This is a genomic window from Anaerocolumna sedimenticola (genome assembly GCF_009931695.1).
Taxonomy (GTDB): Bacteria; Bacillota; Clostridia; order Lachnospirales; family Lachnospiraceae; genus Anaerocolumna; species Anaerocolumna sedimenticola.
Window position 1 is genome coordinate 2938227 of sequence record NZ_CP048000.1, and the last position, 23810, is coordinate 2962036.

Sequence of the window (23810 nt, forward strand, 5' to 3'; positions counted from 1 at the left end):
GGCGGGATGCCCATGAAACGCAAAAGAAGTTTCCTCCATCTCCGTTTTGAATTTGCTTTCCGTCAATCGATTAGGATCTTTAAACAAACCGGATACTCTGAATCAATATTATCGTTTGCCTTAACAGATAAAACTTCTTTATTTCTCGTAAAGGCTACAGACACATCAAATCCCAGAACCTGAATTTCTTTTACAGCGCCGCGAAAGGTTTTTTCACCAAGGGAGTTAATAGTAACTTCACCATTTTTCGGCCATCTTAATACATTGGCATATAAATAAGGTGCTTTATAGGTAAAACGGATATCTTCACAGGTAAACGGAGCTCTGTCTACATCGGTGAATGCACCTTCTTTGATTTCCGTAGGTCCTTCCCCATATGCCTGCCAGAAAGTGGTATCATAGATAGATTCACCATTAACATTTAACCATTTACCGATGGAGAGCAGTACTTCCTTATCTTCTGCGGTAATAGTACCGTCGGATTTTGGACCGATGTTTAGGAGCATACAGCCGTTTTTGCTGACTATATCAATAAGATCACACACTATGTCAACAGGATTTTTAAAATCATTATTTTCTGTATAACCCCATGAATTTTTCGCTACAGCCGTATCGGTTTGCCATAGCCTTGGCCGGATAGTTTTTAACTGGCCTCTCTCAACATCAAAAACAGCCGTCTGATAAGCATAGGCATCAAACTTATGATTAATGGCGACTTCTTCACCCCACTCCAGTGAGCGGTTATAATAATAGGCGGCAAATTTCTTTAAGTATGGTTTGAAAGAGATGTTTTGAATCCACCAGTCAAACCAGACCACTTTCGGTTGATACTTATCTACCAGTTCGCAGGTTCTTGCCAGCCAATTATCCAAATGTTCTTTTGATGCGGGAGTGGAATATATATCGTTAGAAATAGTATCCACTGCTTCTGCCTTGGAATAATCGGGATGTGCATAACCATATGGTTCCTGAAACTCTATATCCTGTAATCCGGAATTAAAATCACGGGCACCACCAAAGAACCAATAGTTCTCCGCACGATGGTCGGAAGCGCAGAAGACAAGTCCCTCCTTTTCGGCAGAAACTTTCAATTCCCCCAGAATGTCCCTTTTCGGTCCCATTTTAGCCGCATTCCAATCAGATAAGGTGCTGTCATACATTTGAAAACCATCATGATGTTCTGCTACCGGCATAACATATTTTGCACCGGATGCTTTTATCAGTTTCATCCAATCGTCTGCATCAAAATGTTCTGCTTTAAACAACGGAATGAAATCTGCGTATCCAAAATCTTTATGAGCACCATAGGTATTAATGTGGTGTTCATATTCCTTTGTACCCTGGATGTACATATTTCTTGGATACCATTCATTGCCAAAAGCGGGAACACTGTATACGCCCCAGTGGATAAAAATACCGAACTTGGCATTTTCATACCATTTTGGAACAGGATAAGTTTGAAGTGATTCCCAATCATCCTTATAATATCCTTTTTCAATTACATTATTAATCTTTTCTAAATATTCAGCTACTTTAATATTCATAAATACCTCTCATTCCGCCGCCACAGCAGGCACAAAATTTGATGGAAGAAGCCGCAAGGCACCCTTCCTTCTGCAAAACATATCATAAAATTAATTATACGTATTTATCCCGTTATATTAATGGCGTATTTTAATATATATGTGGACAAAATTAATGTATTATCGTAATATAAATACAAACAGTTATGTTGCAGTCTGACTAGAAATGAGGAAAAAAATTGAGTGGATTAAATGAGGTAAAATCAATAAACAAAAACATATTTGATACGATAATGATGAAATGTTTATTACGTGGTTTTAATGTATGTGCACCTGATTGGGGAGAAACAGACTGTATTTACGGTTATTACAAATTTTATTATTTTAAAGAGGGGGAGGCAACTATAATTATCAATGGAGATACCTATTACCCGGAACCTGGAGAATTATATTTGATTCCCGCAAATACAAAGCATACATATATGCATAATCCATTAAATCCGGTATTAAAATACTGGTGCCACTTTGATTTGACCTTTAACGGAGAACAAAAGGTGGTTTACAGTAAGGAAACCTTACATTGCTTACCACCCCAGGAGGTAGTTACACCGCTCTTTGAGCGGCTTATAAGCCTGGATTCTTCGTCGAATTTGTTGGATATCTTATCAGAGAAAGCGATTCTCATTGAATTATTTAAGATTTTTTTGGAACATATAAACCCTCATAAATTAATACCGCAGAGTTCGGATAATTTTGTAACGAAGATAAATGATTATATTATTCAAAACCTTCAATCGGTTATAACGTTAAAAAATATTGCGGAAATCGTTCATTTGCACCCTAATTATTTCATACAATTTTTTGAAAAATACTTTTCCGTTTCACCAATGGAATATGTCAATATTGTACGGCTTGAGAAAGCAACTCAATTATTTATTACGAAACCTGATTTGAGTATAGAACAGGTAGCATATTCTGTCGGTTACAAAGATTACCGGTATTTTGGCAGGGTCTTTAAAAAAAGATATGGAATGACACCATCCGCTTACAAAGGATTGCAAAAATTTGTTTAGTATTTTTCATACATGAGACTCTAATAAAAAAATAAGGAGGCAAAACATTATGAGTGAGCAAGGTATGATCATAAAGCGAATGGCCGATTATGACCGGGATGTCCGTAATGATGTAGCCGGTGTTTTTGTAGATGCCTATTATAAGGATTTGTCTTTTTTTACTAAGGATAAAGAAAAGCTTAAAACTGCATTCAAAGACACCTTTTGTGCAGACATTTTTTATTTGGCTGAAATAGATGGTGTAATTGTAGGCATGCTGGCTTGTGCAAATAATAAACTGCGTGCTATTCCTACAGATAAAACAAGTATGAAAAAAGGCCTTGGAGTTGTCATGGGAAGTATTGCCTATCACCTATTGAAAAAGGAATTTAGTACTCCATTAACTTATCCGGATGATACTGCTTATATTGAGAGTGTTGCTACAAGTCAGACAGCGCAGGGAAAAGGTGTCTGTACGGCTTTGTTTCAATATGTAATTAAGGAGCTTCAATACCATGAATATATCTTAGAGGTAGTGGACACCAATGAAAATGCATACCGTTTGTATAAAAAATTAGGTTTTACCGATACACAGCGTGAACGGGTAAAACATTCTAAATTCAAAGGTTTTAATGAAATTATCTACATGAGTTATTGCAAATAAAGATTAAATTAAGCAATATTAATCTATTTGTAAAATTTGCGTTGTTTCTGTGTATATAATAATCTTCCTCCACATATCTAGTATTATAAACAAGTACTTTCGAAAGTATCCAGTTTTTAGTTATTTGCAATGATGAATTTTGAAATTTTCAAAGTATGATAGATTTTGGAGGAAGAATTACTATGAATATTTTTGCTATGCTGCTTGCCATATTGGCAGGAGTTTTTACCACAATTGAATCGGGAATCAATTCTCAGCTTGGCAAATATTTAACGCCAAGTATTGCAACTTTACACAGCCTGATTGTAGGTTTGTCTTTTATGCTGTTAATTAATCTGTGCCTGGGGAATGTTCCTAGGTATGCAAAAGTGACTACTGTGAATCCTGTTTGGCTGATAGGAGGATTTTTTGGTGCATTTATTATTTATCTGTCTTCAAAAGCAATTCCCAAACTGGGGATCTCAAATACTTTAATTTTAATTCTGGCAGGTCAGATGGTAAGCGGATTGCTGATTGATGCATTGATAAATAATACAGATATTAGTTTTAAAAAAATGGCTGGTATGATACTATTTCTTATGGGTGCTGTTATTTTTCTGAAGGGTTAAGGTAACAGAGGGTAAATGCATTTATAAAATAACTAGATAAAAAGTATGTCTTATTTCTCATAATTATAATCTTCATCAGGAAAAGAATAATTCTTTTTTTCATATACCTTTCTCACCCATTCACAACACTTCAGGTTAAGCAAAGCTGCATTTATAGATCTCTGTGTTAAAATATATGCTCCAAAGCTGGTGGTATAAAATTCTTCTGAATTTGCGGCAGCCTTTGATTTAATATTTTCAATATGAGTTTTCGAGTCTTTAATTTTCTCTTACATCGTTCTTCAAATTCATCAAGAATTTTATTTGCTGCTTCTGTATCAATGCATTTTATGTAATATAACTTAAGCATCCTTTCATCCCTGACAACTTCATCGCCGGTTTCTGTATTAAGATTAATTTGACACTTTCTACATATTGGTATATTGTTTTTATAAGCGGTAAATTCTTCTTCAAGGGGTGTTAATGTTATGAAAATCAGAATCATTTTACGAAATAGCCTTGATCAAGCATTATCCCATGCAGAGTAAGCGATAGAATACTATTCTGTATGGGAAAATAGAAAGCTGTCTGCAAAACTCTGCACTTTATTTTAATTAATGTAAATCCAGTTAAATAAGGAGCGGATATTATGAAGTATTTAAATGCAGCAGAAGTATTACCGGAAGAGCTGGTAATCGAAATTCAAAAACATATAAGCGGAGAAATATTATATATACCCAGCGGAGAGAAGCAAAAGTGGGGAGAAAAAAATGGCTCCAAACGATTTTTTGAGAACAGAAACAAAAAGATAAAAATTCAATATCAGTTGGGATATACCATAGATCATATATCACAGGAATTTGGATTAGCATATGAAACGGTAAGAAAAATTGTATATAAAGCATAAAAATAAGGGTCTGGTAATTTCAGACCCTTATTTTTAAGGATATTGCCATTAAAGCGACAGCACGCCATAGCAAGAGTTTGCAAACCGGACACTTTTTGTCTGGTCAAGAATAGGTATAGATAAGTTTGGAATTTAATTCTTTCCATAATGAATTATAATAATAATTGGAATGAGGTTTAGAAGATCAAAATAAAACTTTTAACATTGAAACGCAATAGGTGATAGTAAAAGATAAAGGGGGATTTTATTTATGCCAATTAAGTTTAGAAATTATACAAATATAGCCGGTATTACGGAGGATTACTTTAAGGTAAGAGCATTTCTTGTTAAAACAGGATATTCAGAATATACATACGCAAGATGGGACTGGATGGCTACTCATGGTTGGCTTGATAAGTCATCAGTAGGCAAGATTGGTATATGGGAGGATAAGGATGAAATTGTAGGGCTGGCCACTTTCGACTGCCATATGGGAGAAACTTTCTGTTTAACTCTACCGGAGTATACTGGTTTAAAGAAAGAAATACTGGAGTATTCGAAGGAAAAGCTTTCATATAATTGTAATTTTGGAGTAATTATAAAGGATACGGATGTAACATTTCAGGATATTGCTGCCAAGTCCGGCTTGATTGCTACAGATAGGAAAGAAAATGATGCCGTCTTTTATCTGGGAAAGGCCAGTACTGAATATAAACTGCCGGAGGGTTTTTATATTACAACAATGAAAGATACATTCGATCTGTATCAATATAGACGGGTTTTATGGAAAGGTTTTAACCACGAGCTGAATGGAGAGGGTGAATTTTCTTTTTCAAATGAAGCAGAAGAGGAGGCAAAACAGGAAATGCTTCGTCCGAATGTAGATTTAAATTTAAAAGTTGCCGTTGTTGCTCCTGATGGAAATTTTGTTTCCTATTGCGGTATGTGGTATGATCCGGAAGCTGGATATGCAGTAATTGAACCGGTGGCAACAGATCCGGATTACCGTAACATGGGCTTAGGTAAGGCTGCGGTTTTAGAAGGAATCAGCCGTGTGGGGAAACAGGGGGCCAAAATTGCTTTAGTGGGTTCATCGCAGCAATTTTATTATAGTATCGGGCTTCGTCCATATACTACCGCAACGGTATGGAAAATAAAATAGTTAAGTTTATCAATATAAAAGAGATACCAAGAGAGCAGGGTGGGATGATATACGCCTTCAATCTTATAATTAAGATTAATAAAACTCAAAAATTATGTGCCTGTATAAAATATACCGGCACATAATTTTTGAGTTTTAATATATAATATTTGTTTTAAAAACCTATTGACTAAATTAGTCAATGGCATTATAATGTCGTTGACTGGTTTAGTCAATAATCTTTTTGGGAGGTTTGAGATGGAGGATTTAGCTAAACATAAAATATTTACAATGGAAGAAACGAAGAGAGAGGCTTTACTTGCAGCCGCCATGAGTAAGTTTGCAAAAAATGGCTACAAAAAAACCACTACGGATGAAATAATTGCAGAGGCAGAGATATCAAAAGGGCTGTTATTTCATTATTTCGGTACAAAAAAGGATCTATATGTCTTTTTATTTAAATATGCCTACAAAATCATCATGGACGATTATTATGCACAATTAGATTTGAAACAAAGGGACGTTTTAAAGAGATTACGAGAGATGTTTTTATTAAAGTTAAAGCTAACCAATAAATACCCAGCTATCCTTGATTTTGCAGCATCTGCTTATTATGAAAAGGATCCAGCGGTAAGTACGGAAATGAATGAGTACTCCAATCTATTGTATTTTGATGCCCGTAAGGAGCTATTTAAGGATATTGATTACTCGCTTTTTAAACCGGGAGCTGATATTGAAAAAACACTGAATGTGATTGTATTTACCTTAAGAGGTTATAGTGAATCCCAGGCTTCTCCAGAAAAACGCAGCAACGATTATAGTAAGGAACAAGAGCGGTATATAAAAGAAATCGATGAATATATAGCAGTGTTACGTTATGCATTTTATAAGGAGGTCAACTAGTATGAATTATGCTTATGGTTTTAATGATATTACGCCGGAAGCCTTAAATTATACCGGAGGAAAGGGCGGCTCCCTTTGCAGGATGTTTAAGGCAGGAATTAATGTACCGAACGGCTTTGTTATTTTGTCCACAGCGTTTCATAACAATAAGCTGAGGACGGCCGCTTTTTCTGAAATTTCAAAATGTCTTGACATGCTGCCTGACGGTACCTTTGCTGTCCGGTCTTCAGCACTTTCGGAGGATAGTGCTAAGACGTCTTTTGCAGGTGAATTTGAATCTGTGTTAGATGTAGGTAAGGCAGATATTTTTAAAGCAATAGAAACAGTTGCCGCTTCGGCAAAATCAGAGCGTGTGACCGAATATAGTAAGGTTCATGGAATTAAGGAAGGACACAAAATTGCAGTCGTAGTTCAGATTATGATAAGGGCTAAGATGGCGGGAGTATTATTTTCAGCTGATCCTATTACCGGCAGTCATGTCAATATGGTAGGGAATTTTGTCTTTGGGGCAGGCGAACAACTGGTATCAGGTGAAAAAAATGCTTCGCCCTTTACCATATCAAGACGGGGCAGTAAGTATCAGGGTGATGAAGCCTTTGCTCCATATGCAAAAGCCATGTATAAAGCAACTTTGAGAGCTGAGGAGATTTTTGGCTGCAAGCTTGATATCGAATGGGTGGTTAAAGATAAAAACCTGTATATTGTTCAGGCTCGTCCGATTACAACGCTAAAAACAATAGATGAAGATACTTATGAAATCAATCAAAGTCTGGATATGGACGCCCTTTGGAGCAGCAACAACGTAGGAGAGGCGGTACCCGATGTAATGAGTCCGTTTACCTGGAGTTTACTCCATGAAATGGATATGGAGTGTCAGAAAGTTCCCGGGTATTTTATGTTCGGTAATATTTGCGGAAGAACCTATTCCAATATCAGTATCATGATTTCATCGTTAAAAGTATTGGGATATGATGTAAAAAAGGCTAAGGAACTGATTGGTGACGTTTTTGGCCATATTCCGGATCATATCGAAGTACCTATATACCCTTTTAGTACACCATATTTAATTAAGGAGATGTTTCTCCGGGCAAAAAAAAGCCTGAAACGCATGAAAGAATCAAAAAAGCAAAAAGATTATTATCTGGAACATACTCCGGTTTGGTATGTGAAAACCCTTGAAAGTATAGAGAAAGCAAATACCAGACAGGATTTGTTCCGGTTGTGGACATCGGATGTACGCCCTTATTTATCGGCTTTATGGTATATCTGGTTTGGCGGGGCAGGAAGCGCAACACTGGTTACACTCAGGAGAAAGCTTTCTAAGATGGCAGGGGAAGAACTGGCAAATTTATTATGTTCTAATTTCAGCGGTGAGCAAACCCTTGTAAGCATGAAGCCGTTGCTTGCCATAGAGCAAGTAATAAACGGCACCTTAACTCCTGAAAAATATCTGGAGTTATACGGCCACAGGAGTCCTCACGAATTTGAAGTTTATTATGAATATCCGGCAGATGATCCTTCCTTTATTGATAATCAGATAAAAGAATTTAATAATGCTAACCTCAGACCGGCTGAATTATTAAAAAAACAACAAAGTGAATTTCTGAAAGGTAAAGAGCTTTTTGCACAAAGATTTCCCGGAAAACAAAAGTGGCTTAATAATAAACTGGAAAGGATATCCAAGGATGCTAATACCCGCGAATCTCTGAGAAATGAATTTGTAAAGGTTTTTAGGGTTATGAGGCATTTACTTCTGAAAATCGGCTCTGTCACAGGAATCGGTGAAGATATATTTATGATGTATTGTTATGAAGTTCCAAGGTTTTTACAGGGTGATACGGAAATGCTGGATAAACTTATAAAAAGGCGTGAAAATTTTGAAGAATATCAAAAACAACCTGTTTTCCCGCAGCTAATCAGAGGCAGGTTTAATCCTAAAGAATGGATGAATTCTGAAGATAAGAGGCAGGATTACTATGATCCTAACGCGGAGGTTATAGCTAATAAGGAAGATTCCATCAAAGGTTTTGCAGGGGCCCCGGGTACGGTGGAGGGAGTAGTACGTATTTTGCACAGTTTTGATGAGGCAAAAGATTTTAAGAAAGGTGAAATACTTGTCACTACTGTTACAAACATTGGATGGACACCATTATTTCCTAAAGCAGCGGCGATTATTACCGACCTTGGCGCTCCTTTATCCCATGCCGCAATTGTAGCAAGAGAATTGGGAATACCTGCGGTTGTAGGCTGCGGAATTGGAACAACTGAGCTAAAAACAGGTGATTTGGTTATTGTAAACGGCAGTACCGGTACCGTAACTAAAAAATTAAGTTAGGGCATAAATACTCCTAAATTATAATCTTATCTTTATATAATCCTTCTATTAATTATTATTATATTACAATTCTATAACATTACTCTTCATACAGAACCCGCCCTGAGCAAAGGGAGGGTTCTGATATATTCTGTTTTCTGCTTAATTGTAAAAAACATTAATAATATGAAGTAATATTTAAGGTAATGACCCCAATTCAAACTACAATATTATAGATACGTTTCCTTAAATTAAAAACGTAAAGTGTTACTATACCATTATACAAAAAAAATGACAATGTTGTCATATGACATACTTGTCACATTTAAAAAATTGTGGTATGATATCCCCATTAGGAGGTAATAACATGCCAAAGGATACTTTTAATAATTTAAGCGAAGATAAAAAGAAGAAAATTTTTAAGGCAGCAGTGAAAGAATTTTCATCAAAACGGTTTAGTGAAGCATCAATAAACCAGATTGTTAAGCTGGCAGAGATACCGCGGGGCAGTTTTTATCAGTACTTTCAAGATAAAGAAGACATATATCTTTATATGATTGAGAAGATTGCCAAGGAAAAGCGTTATATTACACATCATGCAGAAAACCTGGACCGGAATGCTGATTTTTTTACTTTATGTATCGAGTCAACAAAAGCCACTTATGAATGGGCTCAGCACAATCCGGACTATTTGAAAATAAGTATATATATGGAGATTGATTACAGTGAATTCATTATCGGGTTACGAAAATCAATTATTGAGGATTTTGCTAAATTGATTGAACGTGATAAGGAACGGGGATATATAAAACCGGAATCAGATTCTTATTTAATTGCAGATATGGCTTATACACTTATCTGGAAACAGGGAACCATGTATATGGCTGATAAGGAAATGTTTATTAGAAAGATTAGTGAGGGAATTAAAATAATTAAGGAAGGTATCAGAAGATAGGGAGGTTATTGATATGAATACTTATGTATTAAGTTTTCGTGATATTGACAAATCAAAAATTGGCGCTGTGGGAGGTAAAGGTGCCAACTTGGGCGAATTATCAAAAATTAGCGGAGTGCGGGTACCGGAGGGTTTTTGTGTTACTACGGATGTTTACAAAAGGATAATAAAGGATAGTCAGGAGTTTCAGGTTTTACTTGACCGTTTATCCGGTTTAAAAGCGGAAGATCAAAAAAATATCAGTGAAATCAGCGGTAAAATCCGTGAAGTGATAGAAAATGCACCTATCCCAAAAGATATAGAGGAGGAAATCCACCGCCAGATCACCAGGCTTGGTGAAAATGAGCCTTACGCAGTGCGCTCCAGTGCTACGGCAGAAGATTTACCCACTGCTTCCTTTGCAGGACAGCAGGACACGTATCTAAACATCATAGGAAAAGAGGCAATCCTGAAACATACTGCTAAGTGTTTCGCATCTCTGTTTACAGACAGGGCGGTAACCTACCGTATACAAAATGCTTTCGACCATAGTAAGGTTCAATTATCCGTTGTCATCCAGAGGATGGTATTTCCGCTGGCTTCCGGAATCCTGTTTACTGCCGATCCTATTACTTCCAACAGAAAAGTACTGTCCATTGACGCCAGTTTTGGACTTGGTGAGGCTTTGGTTTCCGGCCTTGTCAATTCAGATATCTATAAAGTACGGGAAGGAAAGATTACCGATAAAAAGATATCGACTAAGAAAGTGGCAATTTATGCATTGGCCGATGGCGGTACGGAGGAAAGAGAAATAGAAGCCGAAAGTCAGAATAAACAGACGCTTACCGATGAGCAGATTCTTAAACTTGAGAAAACAGGAAGAATGATAGAAGCTTATTTCGGACGCCCGCAGGATATTGAGTGGTGCCTATATGAAGATAAAATATATATCGTTCAGAGCCGTCCGATTACGACCTTGTATCCGGCACCGGAGATAAATGATGGTAAAAACCGGGTATATTTTTCGTTTGGTCATCGTCAAATGATGACGGAAGCAATGAAACCATTGGGATTAAGTTTTTTCCAGGATTTTTTCAGCCTGATTTCTGGTTCGGCTATGATTAACATCGGAGACAGGTTATATATTGATATATCCAGAGAGCTTAGGTCACCTGTGACTGGTAAGATATTTGTTAAGAGTATTGATACAGTAGATGTTCTTATGCAGAAAGCTTTATTAAATTTAATGAAGCGTAAAGAATTTATTAAATCGTTAAATAAGCAAAAAGCAGCAATGATGAAAGCTTCCGTTTGGCTGAAATGGGGAGTGGATACCATAAGCGCCTACCGTAAAAATGATCATGTTGTAGTTAAAAATCTAATGGCTCAAAATGAAAAATTGATGCAGGTCCGGGAGAAAAAAATCACCGGTTTATCCGGAGATGCCCTTTTTGATTTTATCGTAAAAGATTTCGAAAATTTGAAAAATGAGATATTTAAAAATTATGGTGCGGTATTTGCAGGAGCCTATGCTTCCAGTTGGATTAACAAAAATATGAACAAATGGCTGGATGAGAAGAATGCGGCGGATACTCTTGCTCAATCTGTTTATGATAATGTTACCTCGGAAATGGGACTGGAGCTTTTAGATGTGGCGGATGTTGTAAGAAAGTATCCTGCGGTTTTGGATTATTTTGAACATGCCGGTGACGAAACTTTTTATGAAGATTTAGCCAGGCTTACAGGAGGAAAAGAGGTAAGGGATAGTCTGCAGGCTTTCCTTAAAAAATATGGTATGCGGTGTTCGGCGGAAATCGATATAACCAGAACCAGGTGGAACGAGAAGCCGACCATATTAATACCTATGATCTTAAGCAATATCAAAACCTTTGGTCCAGGTGCTCATACTTTGAAATTTAATCAGGGTCTAAAGGAAGCGAAAAAGAAAGAAGAGGATATCCTAAGACGTCTGAAAGAACTGCCGGGCGGAAAGGGTAAAGCAAGAAAGACAAAGAAAGTAATAAGTGTTTTACGTAATTATGCCGGTGCCAGAGAATATAACAAATATTTATTGGTATGGTATCTATGGACCGTAAAACGGGCTTTGATGAAAGAAGCCGATAAAATGGTGCAAAAGGGAGTAATACTGGATAGGGAGGATATCTACTATTTGACCTTTGAGGAACTTAGGAAAGCTGTTCATACTAATAAAGTTGATATTAATATCATAACAAAAAGAAAAGAAGATTATGAGGTTTATGAAAAACTGACGCCTCCCCGTGTAATTACCTCGGATGGTGAGATTATATCCGGTGAATATGACACGGGTAATATACCAAAAGGTGCTTTGGCAGGTGTAGCCGTTTCATCGGGAGTAGTTGAAGGCAGGGCAAGGGTAATCTTAAAAATGGAGGATGCCAATATTGAAGAGGGTGATATTCTGGTTACCTCATTTACCGATCCCAGCTGGACACCGGTATTTGTATCCATTAAAGGGCTGGTTACAGAAGTTGGTGGAATGATGACCCATGGTGCTGTCGTAGCAAGAGAATATGGTCTGCCAGCAGTTGTAAGCGTAGAAAATGCTGCAAAGATTATTAAGGATGGTCAGAGAATCAGGGTAAACGGAACCGAAGGGTACGTGGAAATTCTGGATGGTGCTGATTCATGAAAGGGGCAGGTAAAAAGATAAATAAAAACCTTCTGCTGCTGTTGCTTGGCAGAATGGTATCGGATACAGGGACTGGTATCCAAATGGTAATTATACCGCTCTATATTATAGATGTTGGTGGTTCCTCGGCAACGGTGGGATTGTTTTCATTTCTATGTTTAATGCCAACCCTTTTGGTATATCCTTTTGCAGGTGTACTGGGGGACAGGTTGAACCGTAAGCGGATTATGATAACGACGGACTTGGCTAGTGCCTTGGTTATCTTGATTTTAGCAGTAATTTCCCATAACGGCAGTATGAGCTTAACTGTGATGCTGCTTGTACAGGTGATCGTATCCATACTGTATGGCTTCTTTGATCCTGCTACGAAAGGTATGCTGCCGCAATTGGTATCCAAAGATGAACTGACACAGGCAAACTCCATTCTGGCATCACTCCGGACATTGGCCGGAGTGATAAGCCCGGTCCTTGGTGCGGCACTTTATACAAATTTAGGTGTTTCCGCCTTGTTTTTCCTCAACGGAATTTCATTTCTGATATCGGGGAGTTGCTCTTTGTTTATTCGGTATAAGCATTGGGATAGGGAGCAGGTTTCTGGTGAAACAAGGTTTTTAGCAGAATTATCGGAAGGTGTTAAATTTATTCTGAATAATCTTTCAATCCGCAGGTTTTGCACTTTTTTTCTTATTATATATGCTATGATTCAACCGTTATTTACCGTGGTATTGCCTTTATTTTTCCGAAACAGCCTTAAATACAGCGATACACAGTATGGTTATCTGCAGATGGCAATGATTTTAGGTGCACTTTTCGGAAGCATTCTCGTAGGACTTTTATTTTCAAAAGAGAAGGTAATAAAATCTCTGATCACCGGCTGCAGTATGCAGATGGTAATGTTAACAGCTTTTTATGCTTTATTGCTTCCGGGTAGTATATCCTTGCTGGGTAATGATACGATCCTTTACTTTTCTCTTTTGGCAGGAGTTCTTTGTTTACTAAGTCTTGCCATTATGTTCATTAATGTTCCGGTGCAGACTTTTATACAGAAAGCTACACCTGATGCATATATGTCCAGGGTATTTTCTATTGTTGGGATGATATCAAAAGGGGGGATGCCCTTTGGTGCGCTATTATATGGTATTATCTTAAGTAAAATTCAGTTACATTGGGTTTTACTTGGTGTTCTTTTATTAATGCTGTTGATCTCGGTTTTGTTTTCAAGAGGATTATTAAAAACTTCTGAGCTTAATTGAGCCATCATGGGGCTGTCCTGAAAACGTACCTTGATTGTGTCTTTAAATAACATCATCAAGGTACGTTTTCAGGACAGCCCTTTCATGGAATAAAACTGATTTACCAGTTATTTCTCAAGTTTTAAAATCAAACCAGAGAACATATGATAAATTAATTATTATGTTTAAGCAAGTTTTATTTAATGAGAGGCAAAAATCAGTATGAAGTCAATTAAGATTATGGTGTTTTCTAAAAAAAAGATTACAAGGAATATGATTATTGTTACGGCTTCTTTTTTGTTAATATACTTACTTATCTCGTTATTTTTTAGTAATCATTACTTTTTACATACGGTAATCAATGGAGTGAATGTCTCATTAAAGGCATATGATGAAACGGAGCAATTATTTAAACGGTACATAAAGGATTATAAACTGCAGGTAATAGAGAAAAACGGTGAAACGGATGAGCTGACGGGTAAAGCGATTGATATGAGGTATAATGAGAAAAATAATATCTCTCAAATTCATCATACGCAGAAATCTACCAGATGGATTGGTTCCTTATTCAAAAACCAGAATTATGATATAACAGGCTTATATATTTATGATAAAGAAAAATTAGAAAAAGAAGTAAAGGAGTTAAAGTGTTTAAATAAGAAAATAACGGAACCTAAAAATGTACGTTTTACATATTCTGATGGTTTCTATACTGTGATAGAAGAAGTTTACGGAAATAAGATAAATCAGGAAAAATTGTATGAGGTTATAACAAAAAGTATTTTAAAAGGGGATAAAAAATTAGATCTAAATGAAAAGCAATGTTATGAGAATCCTAAATATACCGTTAATTCGGTTAAAACCCGAAAAACCAGGAATCTTTTAAATAAATATGTATCAACAAAAATTACATATAAATTTGGCAATAATTATGAAAAACTGGACGGAAATATTATAAAAGACTGGCTTAGTGTGAACGAAGATTTAGATGTAATTATAAGTGAATCCGCAATTGAAAGTTATATAAAAAAACTGAGCAAAAAATATGATACTGTCGGAGTGCCGCGGGAGTTTAAAACCTCTGTTGGAAAAATCATAGAAATAAAAGGCGGGCTATATGGATGGAAAATTGATCAGAATATGGAAACGAAAGCATTAATGGATAATATCATACAGGGAAAAATAGTTGTAAAGGAACCGGTTTATAAACAAAAAGCTTTATCCAGGGAAGGTAATGAAATTGGTAATACCTATGTGGAATTAAACATAACAAGGCAGCATCTTTGGTTTTATAAAGATGGGAAACTCATAACGCAGGGTTCTGTGGTTACCGGGAATCCAGGTAGGGGAAATGCTACTGTAGTTGGTGTATATATGCTTAATTATAAACAAAAAGGTGCGACTCTAAAGGGACCGGGTTATAAAGTGGAAGTAAAATACTGGATGCCTTTTTATGGCAATATGGGAATCCATGATGCCAGCTGGAGATATTCTTTTGGAGGAGAGATATATAAAAGAAGAGGCACCCATGGTTGTGTCAATGCTCCGTTACATTTAGCCAAGAAAATTTTTGAACAAATCGAAGAGGGGATTCCTGTAATTAGTTATGAAGAGTAGTATAAAGTGGAACTTTACGAAGTTTCTGATAAGCCGTGAGGGAAAAGTTATCGCGCGTTATAGCCCTGGGGACAAACCTGAAAAGTTAGAAAAAGATATAGCAGCACTATTATAAAAGAGAAACAACAGAGATTAATAAATAAAAGATAATTTTAAATAGCAGCTGGTTAAGCATAAAATTTTAATTAGCGGTTATTTTTTTCGGATTGACTTAATAAATATACATAACTATAATTGTATTAAAGCAGCAGTTCAGAGAGGAACTTAAAAAAGGATGAGTACAAAAAAATCAAAAGAGCTAATAGTATTAAAAATGATTCTTTGGATTTATATTATTCTTTGTATCATTATTGCAGGAATAAATTACGGTTATGCCAGTCATGCCAGCCCAAAAGCTGCAGCATTTATAACATGGTTCTGGCAATTTTATGAGAACTGGATTAAGACCATATTTATAATACTATGCTCTGTCTTAACGGTGAAAATAATTGGGAAGTCCAGTAGGACAGGGAAACGGAAAAGGAATTTTATTGGATTTATCATTACTGCTTTAATTGTACATATTATTACACCCGTATTTTTAAATAACGGTGAAATTTACTTTTTTGCAATGCCGCTGCCCTGGTCTACGACGCCCTTGCAGTTGTTATATCCGGAATCATCGATTTATCAGAGCCACATACAGAGCTGGGGGATAGCAGGAATATCGGCAGCCTTAATTTTTTACCTCTGTTTCAGTATTTTAGTGATTGTAGGAACCCTGTTGTTCGGAAGACAATGGCAATGTTCAACTTTATGTCTTTTTAATGGTTTTGCTTCGGAAGTTTTTGAACCTGCCATTCCGCTTATAGGAAAAAAGAAAAAATTAAAATCGAAAATGCTTTTTGCATTAATGATAGTCCGCTGGGTTTTTCTAGGGATTGCTCTTTTCTTTACAATATGGTGGATATTATTTTTGTCAGGTATATCAATCCCAGGTATCCCTCAAGTAATCAGTAAAGTTGAAAATTATAAATATCTTACCGCCGAACTTCTTATGGCAATGTTCTTTTGGATTGCTTTCATCGGCAGGGGATATTGTTATTATTGTCCGTTGGGAACATTTCTGGGGATACTCAGTAAATTATCAGGACAGAAAATAACCACTGGTAATACAAAATGCATCCAATGCGGTCAATGTAATGAAACATGTCCTATGTCAATTGACATTAAGAGTAAAGCTATGTTGGGAGAATCGGTAGTGAATTTACGATGTGTTGGCTGCAGCCACTGTGTTGATACCTGTCCGACTCGGACCCTTTCTTATTCGACCAGGTTTCTGGATGCCAAACGCTTTAAGAAACACATGACTGATAAACAGGCAGGAGGCAGGTAAAAGATGGTTATAAGGAATATGACATTAGATGATTATGATGGTGTATATAATTTATGGATTCATACACCCGGTATGGGGCTTAATAATCTCGATGACTCCAAAGCCGGGATCGAGAGATATTTAAAACGTAATCCTGTTACTTGTTTTGTTGCGGAAGAGAAGGGGAATATAATCGGGGTTATACTAAGCGGTCATGACGGAAGAAGAGGATTTATTCACCACACAGCTGTAGCTTTACAATACAGGAAGAAAGGAATTGCGACTACTTTACTTGAGCATGCGATGGAAGCATTAAAGCAGGAGGGGATTAATAAAGCAGCCCTGGTTACTTTTGAAAGGAATGAAACAGGTAATTCTTTCTGGGAAAAACAAGGATTTACTAAAAGAGACGATTTAATATATCGCAATAAGAATATTCAGGATTTAAAACGTATGGACACTTAATAGAAAGAAGGAATCGGAATGGAAATATGGAGCTATATAGTCGAAAGAATTGATGGAGATTATGCGTATCTGAAGCGAACCGATATTACAGAAAATGAATTAAAGCTGGTTGCACGGGCTTTATTGCCGTCTGAAATCACAGAGGGTACCAATTTAAAATATGAGCTTTTCGAATATACTATAATATAACTTATCGAGCGATATTTTTTATCGTTCCATAAGAAAAGGATTTTTACTATAGAGTATATATTACCAAAGGTTAACCTCTATCTCATTTTCGGGAGATAGGGGTTTTTTATTTATTGAAATCTTATACAAGCCCTGTACATTTTACAATGAGCAGATTATAATAAATGTAAGAATAACCAGAAATGCAAGAAATTACCAGAGTCATTGATTATCAAACAAGTAGTTACGCAAATGGAAAACGGAATACCTATATGAAGGAGGATAACCATGTCAGAATTACAGGCACATATCAGATTATCTGTAGAGGACAGTGCTAAATATGCAATAATGCCGGGAGATCCGGGCAGGATTGATAACATTAAAACATTTTTAACGGATGCAAAAGAAATTGCTTATAATAGGGAACTTAGAAGTGTAAGCGGCTATTATAAAGGAGTTAAAGTATTGGCAGTATCAACCGGTATGGGTGGTGCTTCAACCGGAATTGCAGTTGAAGAACTGCATAATATCGGTGTGGAGTATATGATACGGATTGGCAGCTGCGGGGCTTTAGACCCCAAAATGAAACTTGGGGATTTACTTCTGGTAAACGGAGCGGTCAGAGATGAGGGAACTTCGAAAGCTTATATTGAAAGCATTTATCCCGCTATACCGGATACGGAACTATTGATTAATGTAATTAAGGCGGCTAAGGAGAATAAGGTTCCTTTTTATATTGGAAAGGCAAGAAGTCATGATAGTTTTTACACAGACAGAGAGGAGGAGATCGATAAGTACTGGTCTGAAAAAGGAATTATGGGAGCAGACATGGAGACTGCCGCTTTATTTGTGATTGGTTCCCTTAGGGGCGTAAAAACCGCATCTGTTTTAAATACTGTGGTGGAGTATAACGGGAATCTCACGGATGAAATCAATAATTATGTTGATGGAGAAGTATCCATGAAGCAGGGTGAAAGCAACGAAATATTAGTTGCACTGGAAGCTTTTGTTTTGGAAGAGAAGAGAGAAAAGGAGAGAATGAAATGAAAGGTAAATTATGGTCTTTAAAATTTAACACAGTTACTTTAGTATTAATACCGGCGGCCATTGGTATTAATTATTTAGGCAAATTATTTGCAGGTGTACTAAAACTTCCCCTTTGGTTGGATTCCATCGGAACATGCCTGGCGGCAGTTCTAGCAGGACCTATTATAGGAGCCATCTGCGGTGCGGCAAACAATATTATTTATGGGCTGACCATGGATCCCATATCAACAGTTTATGCCCTTACGAATATAGGTATTGGTATAGCAGTGGGAATACTTGCTTATAAGGGGTTTATGAAAAATATAAAAGGTGCAATCATTACAGCACTTATTGTAGGTTTGGTATCTGTGGTGATTTCCACTCCGTTAAACGTAGCATTTTGGGGAGGAACAACCGGAAACGTATGGGGCGATGCTCTATACGCCTGGGCAGTTGCACAGAATATGCCGGTATGGTTTGCTTCTTTCCTTGATGAGTTGGTAGTAGATCTGCCGGATAAAATAGCAGTTGTTCTTATCGTATTTGCAATCTTTAAGAGTTTACCAAAAAGTTTGGTTTCTTTATACCAAAGAGACGATAAGGTAGAAAGTCTGGATTAAGAATGCATGTGTGCAAAAGCATACTGGACAGAGTAAAATGAAAAAAAAAACAGTTTTTCATTGTTTTTATAAAAATTGTGTGCAAAAGCACACTAGCCGGAGTAAAATGAAAAACAAAAAACATGTTTTTCATTTCTTGATAATAGTGTGTGCTTTTGTACACAGATGGGAGTTGGCGATTGAAAAGTATTAGTTTATATGAGGAAAAGGGAACAAAACTCAATCTGTTAGCTCCGGAAAGTAAAATTATGTACATTATTGCAGCAATAACTGTGCCTGCCCTGTTAGGAAGCAGATGGGCAGGCATAGGGTTTATTATAATAAGCATCATTTTACTTTTTTCCGGAAAGGTATTGAGAAAAACTTTACCGGTATTAGGAGTTTCGGGTTTTGTCCTCTTGACAGTTCTGATTATACAAGGTATTTTCCGGGCTGGTAATACAATTCCTCTTTTTCACTTAGGACCGATTGTTTTTTATAGAGAGGGTGTTTATTTTGCCCTTGGGATTTTAATCAATGTGTTAAATATATTAATGAGTTTCTGTGTATTAATTCTTACCACAAAACCATCGGATATGATTGAAAATTTTATAAGAAAAGGATTTTCACCGCGGTTTGGCTATGTATTTATTTCCGTGTTTCAGATAATTCCGCAGATGACGGAAACCATGAGTACAATTACAGATGCACAACGGAGCAGGGGAATGGAAACGGAGGGGAATCTTTTTGTGCGTATCAAGGCGTTTATTCCGCTTATTTCACCTGTAATCATGAGTTCTCTGATTAATACCAAGGAAAGAGCATTAGCGCTGGAAGTCCGGGGATTTAATTCTAAGCATAAGAAAACATTCTTAAATGATGAGAGAAAAACAGGTGCTGATATTTATATACAGATTGCCTTGGTTTTGAGTATTCTTGCTGCTTTAGTATGGAGGATAATAATATGGCTGAGATAGTAATTGATCATCTGAAGTATAGATATCCCGGCAGCACCAAACTTGCACTGGATGATATTTCTTTCCAGGTGAAACCGGGAGAATTCATTGGAATTATTGGCAGGAATGAATCAGGAAAAAGCAGCCTGTGTCAAGCAATTGCAGGACTCATACCAAATTTTTATAAGGGTGCTTACGGCGGCAAAGTATTTGTCGATAAAGTAGAAGTGAAAACGGTCGAAGTGGATGAACTGTGTCAAAAGGTGGGAATTATCTTTCAGAATCCATTTAATCAGGTAACAGGATCTAAATTAACAGTATATGAAGAAATCTCCTTTGGACTTGAAAATATGGGAGTACCCAAAGAAGAAATGATTAAACGAATTGATGAGGCAATGGAACTTTTGGATATCGATAAATACCGTGACCGTTATCCTTTTGATTTATCCGGAGGCCAGATGCAGAGAATGGCGATTGCAAGCATCATCGCCATGAAACCGGAAGTCATTATTTTGGACGAACCCACTTCCCAGCTGGATCCTCAGGGAAGAGAAGAAGTATTTCAGGCCGTTCAAAAACTAAGTAAACAGGGAATCACTATCATTATGGTAGAGCACAATATGGAAAAAATTGCGGCTTATAGTGACCGGGTCGTTCTATTAAATGATGGCAAACTAATTGCAATCGATATTCCGCAGATTATCTTTTCCCGGGATGATTTATTGGAATATGGGGTAGAACCTCCGGTTTTTACCCAGATTTGCAGGAAGCTTAATCTGAAAAATGAAGAAACCGGATGTTATCCCGTTACACTTAAGGAGGCAAAATCTTTATTGGGACCGGAAAGGGGAAATGTATGAGTACAATTGAAATTAAAAACCTTCATTTTTCCTATCACTCAGGAGAAGAAATCCTAAAAGGAATGGATTTTATGATTGATCAGCGCTCCACCGCCATTATTGGACAAAATGGTGCGGGTAAAACAACTTTTGTTAAACTGCTTAAAGGTTTATTAAAGCCAACCCAGGGAGAAATATTCTTAAACGGGAAAACGATAAAGGATCTGACCGTAGCTAAACTGGCAGAACATATTGGTATGGTTTTCCAAAATCCCAATGATCAAATTTTTAAAAATGTAGTACTGGATGAAGTTATGTTTGGGCCGCTTCAAATTGGCATGAATAAGGACAAGGCAAATGAAAAAGCAAAACAGGCTTTGGAGCTTGTTGGTCTTTCTGACCATATAAATGCCAATCCATATGATTTAGGACTATCAAGAAGAAAGCTTGTTGCCATCGCCTCCATTCTTGCAATGGATACTGAGGTTATAATCTTTGACGAACCTACGATTGCACAGGATTATGCGGGGAAAGAACGGATTAAAGACATTATCCGTAAATTACGCGATGAAGGGAAGACAGTTATTACCATTATCCATGATATGAATTTTGTGGCGGATGTGTTTGAAAGAGCAGTAGTATTTGCCGGCGGGAGAGTGGTGCTTGATGATACAACGAAAAATGTATTTTCTCAAAAGGAAATACTGAAAGAAGCATACTTAGAACAACCGGACGTAATGAAGCTTTGCCATGAACTGGGACTTAACGAGAAGTTCTTAAATGTAGACGAATTTGTTCGGAATGCTTACTAACAAAAATTAATGTAACAGGTATAGATAAATAACAAGGAACGGTAGAAGATTATGATAACTACTGTTCCTTTTAATGTTATAATCCAACTATATATCAATGAATTTAATGTTATTTTGAAATTTTAAGGAAAAATCTATACAATATGGTAAATATGTCCTATTTTTTGTCATAACCCCAATTTTTATAAACTTTCTACGAAAATAATATATATAAGAGTAATCTTGTGTAACTAAGCAGCTATCGTAAAGAAAGTAGAGGATACTTAATTGGGGAAAATATTAACATATAACGAAATGATTCAGCTTTTTAAAGATGCAATTTGCGACAAAAGGTATATATTTGTCAATATAACTGGTATACAATGGTCTTGTGCATTGAATGTAGAGAATTTAGAAGTTCGTGATACAGGAGATTCTATACATATTAAGGACAAAAACGATTTTAAAAGCTTTATTGATAAAGATTGCATCGATGTTATGTTTTTAGAAAAGTTTGATTATAGTGATAAAATAACTATTAATACAATAACTAATAATTTTATATTTTATATTAATTAAGGCGTCTGTCACAGTTAAGTATTAAAAAATAGTATATTTTATACAGAGTATATTTTTACGCTGCTTAAAATATACTAATTTAATTTAGTCGGTTCACCATAAAGAAAGATTCTGAACTAAGCTATAACGAATCAATAGGACCCAGCCATATACTTCTGCATGTATCTGAACAGGAAAAGTTGTTATTCAATAACAATTTTTTTTATTTCATATTGTGAATTAATAATTAACCATAGCTGTGCATTATAGACCGTAATGTTCCATATACTCACACCATATAATTCATAACTTATTGCCAAATCCAGTAAAGAATTTATACTTCTGGCATCTATAAACCATACGATATGTTGTATATTATCTTGAGTATAAAGAAAGTATGGCGTTTGTGAAGGTTCGTCAAACTGTATAGTTGAATTATTACTGCACGCTAAAGCAATGGCACTGTTTAGTGTTAAAGAATATACACTTGAAAAGCCTGGTAAAAATGGAAGTTCCCAGTCATATCCTATATTTGGTATTCCTATAATTATTTTATCCGGTGATATAAAATTATTTACATAACCCAGAAAAACATCCAGATCATAGACTGAACTTATAGGTGATGGGGGACTAATATTACTTGCCCAATTATAGTTCATAAAAATTATATTTTGTGCTAATTGATTCAGATTTGAATAATCAACCCTTTCAAATCTAACATTGTTATTAAAATTACTTATATTGGGATTAATTGTTACAAATACATGAAACCCCGCAGCATTTAAACGATCTGTTATTAGAGTAAAGAATTGATTATATAAAAATATATTTGAGATATTAATATATTGAAAAGATATATTTACTCCATAATAACCTTTCGTTTTTAAAATATCTAATGCATTATTTATAAATCTTTGTTGAAAATCTTGATTTAATAATAAATCATATTCTATCCCTATATTAGCTGTACCTTGAATGGTTAATGTTGTTAATAACATAAGGGGCATTACGTCAAATTCTTTAGCCGTACTAATTATTTCCGTATCATCATAATAAGTAATTATTTCACCTTCTTTTGTGGCTGTAAAATTTATAATTGATAAATATGTCAGATACGGTAAGGTTTTTATTAGTATATCCCTATTAATATTTGGAGCGGTATTTCCATGTATTGTCATACTGCCTTTTTTACTATAACTGATTATAATAGTTTCCCCTGGATATATAAACTCTCTATTTGAAAGGAAAGGATTATTCATTAATAATTGCATTACTGGAACATCAAACGAATTAGCTATATTTACTAAAGTATCACCTTCTTTAATCGTATAAGTAATTTCAGGTATCGCAATAACTATCGATTGTCCTATTACTAAATGATTAGGAGCTTCCAAGTCATTATCTTGAATTAACCTTATTACGGATATTCCGTAATAATCAGCGATTGACTGTATGGTATCACCTATCTGAACGACATGTATTATCATGGAATGCCTCATTATTAATTTACTTTAATAATATATGATTTAT

General features: G+C 35.9%; 23 protein-coding genes. 20 read left to right on the plus strand and 3 right to left on the minus strand.

Going from position 1 to position 23810, the window contains the following annotated elements:
* Window positions 1–62: 62 nt before the first annotated feature.
* Window positions 63–1544, minus strand: a complete 1482-nt coding sequence (locus Ana3638_RS13020) for an alpha-L-fucosidase (RefSeq protein WP_202621491.1) — start codon at window positions 1542–1544, stop codon at window positions 63–65.
* A gap of 218 nt (window positions 1545–1762) precedes the next feature.
* On the opposite strand from Ana3638_RS13020, the gene Ana3638_RS13025 reads away from it, so the two are divergent.
* The 3 genes from Ana3638_RS13025 (at window position 1763) to Ana3638_RS13035 (ending at window position 3847) form a co-directional block, all read left to right on the plus strand.
* Window positions 1763–2596 carry an AraC family transcriptional regulator gene (locus tag Ana3638_RS13025; protein ID WP_161838411.1) on the plus strand — a complete coding sequence of 278 codons (834 nt, stop codon included), beginning with the start codon at window positions 1763–1765 and terminating at the stop codon, window positions 2594–2596.
* Window positions 2597–2645: 49 nt separating this feature from the next.
* Window positions 2646–3239 (plus strand): GNAT family N-acetyltransferase, encoded by a 594-nt coding sequence (locus tag Ana3638_RS13030; RefSeq protein ID WP_202621492.1) that lies wholly within the window; start codon window positions 2646–2648, stop codon window positions 3237–3239.
* Between the two features lie 182 nt (window positions 3240–3421).
* The gene (locus Ana3638_RS13035; protein ID WP_161838412.1) at window positions 3422–3847 is read left to right on the plus strand and encodes a DMT family transporter; all 426 of its coding nucleotides are present in this window, start codon (window positions 3422–3424) and stop codon (window positions 3845–3847) included.
* Window positions 3848–4013: 166 nt separating this feature from the next.
* Here Ana3638_RS13035 and Ana3638_RS13040 read toward each other — a convergent pair whose 3' ends face one another.
* Complete coding sequence (locus Ana3638_RS13040; RefSeq protein ID WP_161838413.1) at window positions 4014–4331, minus strand: hypothetical protein; 318 nt, start codon at window positions 4329–4331, stop codon at window positions 4014–4016.
* A 144-nt stretch (window positions 4332–4475) separates the two neighbouring features.
* On the opposite strand from Ana3638_RS13040, the gene Ana3638_RS13045 reads away from it, so the two are divergent.
* The 17 genes from Ana3638_RS13045 to Ana3638_RS13130 all read left to right on the plus strand — a co-directional run bounded on the left by Ana3638_RS13045 (window position 4476) and on the right by Ana3638_RS13130 (window position 22301).
* Entirely contained in the window at window positions 4476–4733 is a 258-nt protein-coding gene (locus Ana3638_RS13045) for a CD3324 family protein (protein ID WP_161838414.1), read from the plus strand.
* Window positions 4734–4983: 250 nt separating this feature from the next.
* Entirely contained in the window at window positions 4984–5874 is an 891-nt protein-coding gene (locus Ana3638_RS13050; RefSeq protein ID WP_161838415.1) for a GNAT family N-acetyltransferase, read from the plus strand.
* Window positions 5875–6111: 237 nt separating this feature from the next.
* Entirely contained in the window at window positions 6112–6756 is a 645-nt protein-coding gene (locus tag Ana3638_RS13055) for a TetR/AcrR family transcriptional regulator (RefSeq protein WP_161838416.1), read from the plus strand.
* Window position 6757: 1 nt separating this feature from the next.
* Window positions 6758–9091 (plus strand): PEP/pyruvate-binding domain-containing protein, encoded by a 2334-nt coding sequence (locus Ana3638_RS13060; protein WP_161838417.1) that lies wholly within the window; start codon window positions 6758–6760, stop codon window positions 9089–9091.
* Window positions 9092–9437: 346 nt separating this feature from the next.
* The gene (locus Ana3638_RS13065) at window positions 9438–10025 is read left to right on the plus strand and encodes a TetR/AcrR family transcriptional regulator (protein ID WP_161838418.1); all 588 of its coding nucleotides are present in this window, start codon (window positions 9438–9440) and stop codon (window positions 10023–10025) included.
* A 13-nt stretch (window positions 10026–10038) separates the two neighbouring features.
* Window positions 10039–12675 carry a phosphoenolpyruvate synthase gene (gene ppsA, locus Ana3638_RS13070; protein WP_161838419.1) on the plus strand — a complete coding sequence of 879 codons (2637 nt, stop codon included), beginning with the start codon at window positions 10039–10041 and terminating at the stop codon, window positions 12673–12675.
* Window positions 12672–13928: an MFS transporter gene (locus Ana3638_RS13075; protein WP_161838420.1), complete on the plus strand. Its 1257-nt coding sequence runs from the start codon at window positions 12672–12674 to the stop codon at window positions 13926–13928. The genes ppsA and Ana3638_RS13075 overlap by 4 nt, the downstream gene beginning before the upstream one ends.
* A 201-nt stretch (window positions 13929–14129) precedes the next feature.
* Entirely contained in the window at window positions 14130–15524 is a 1395-nt protein-coding gene (locus Ana3638_RS13080; protein ID WP_161838421.1) for a L,D-transpeptidase family protein, read from the plus strand.
* 274 nt (window positions 15525–15798) lie between these two features.
* Entirely contained in the window at window positions 15799–16899 is a 1101-nt protein-coding gene (locus Ana3638_RS13090; protein WP_161838422.1) for a 4Fe-4S binding protein, read from the plus strand.
* Between the two features lie 3 nt (window positions 16900–16902).
* Complete coding sequence (locus tag Ana3638_RS13095; RefSeq protein WP_161838423.1) at window positions 16903–17343, plus strand: GNAT family N-acetyltransferase; 441 nt, start codon at window positions 16903–16905, stop codon at window positions 17341–17343.
* 18 nt (window positions 17344–17361) lie between these two features.
* Window positions 17362–17532, plus strand: a complete 171-nt coding sequence (locus Ana3638_RS13100; RefSeq protein WP_161838424.1) for a chorismate--pyruvate lyase — start codon at window positions 17362–17364, stop codon at window positions 17530–17532.
* Between the two features lie 267 nt (window positions 17533–17799).
* A complete protein-coding gene (locus tag Ana3638_RS13105) occupies window positions 17800–18558 on the plus strand; it encodes a nucleoside phosphorylase (protein WP_161838425.1) in 759 nt (252 codons plus the stop codon).
* Complete coding sequence (locus Ana3638_RS13110) at window positions 18555–19157, plus strand: ECF transporter S component (protein WP_161838426.1); 603 nt, start codon at window positions 18555–18557, stop codon at window positions 19155–19157. Before Ana3638_RS13105 ends, Ana3638_RS13110 begins: the two co-directional genes overlap by 4 nt.
* 179 nt (window positions 19158–19336) lie before the next feature.
* On the plus strand, window positions 19337–20113 hold the full coding sequence (locus Ana3638_RS13115) for an energy-coupling factor transporter transmembrane component T family protein (RefSeq protein WP_161838427.1): 777 nt from the start codon (window positions 19337–19339) through the stop codon (window positions 20111–20113).
* On the plus strand, window positions 20101–20952 hold the full coding sequence (locus tag Ana3638_RS13120; RefSeq protein WP_161838428.1) for an energy-coupling factor ABC transporter ATP-binding protein: 852 nt from the start codon (window positions 20101–20103) through the stop codon (window positions 20950–20952). Before Ana3638_RS13115 ends, Ana3638_RS13120 begins: the two co-directional genes overlap by 13 nt.
* Window positions 20949–21743: an energy-coupling factor ABC transporter ATP-binding protein gene (locus tag Ana3638_RS13125; RefSeq protein ID WP_161838429.1), complete on the plus strand. Its 795-nt coding sequence runs from the start codon at window positions 20949–20951 to the stop codon at window positions 21741–21743. The genes Ana3638_RS13120 and Ana3638_RS13125 overlap by 4 nt, the downstream gene beginning before the upstream one ends.
* 267 nt (window positions 21744–22010) lie before the next feature.
* The gene (locus Ana3638_RS13130; RefSeq protein ID WP_161838430.1) at window positions 22011–22301 is read left to right on the plus strand and encodes a hypothetical protein; all 291 of its coding nucleotides are present in this window, start codon (window positions 22011–22013) and stop codon (window positions 22299–22301) included.
* Between the two features lie 182 nt (window positions 22302–22483).
* On the opposite strand, the gene Ana3638_RS13135 is transcribed toward Ana3638_RS13130, so the two are convergent.
* Window positions 22484–23767, minus strand: coding sequence for a LysM peptidoglycan-binding domain-containing protein (locus Ana3638_RS13135; protein ID WP_161838431.1), 1284 nt, complete (start codon window positions 23765–23767; stop codon window positions 22484–22486).
* Window positions 23768–23810: the final 43 nt, after the last annotated feature.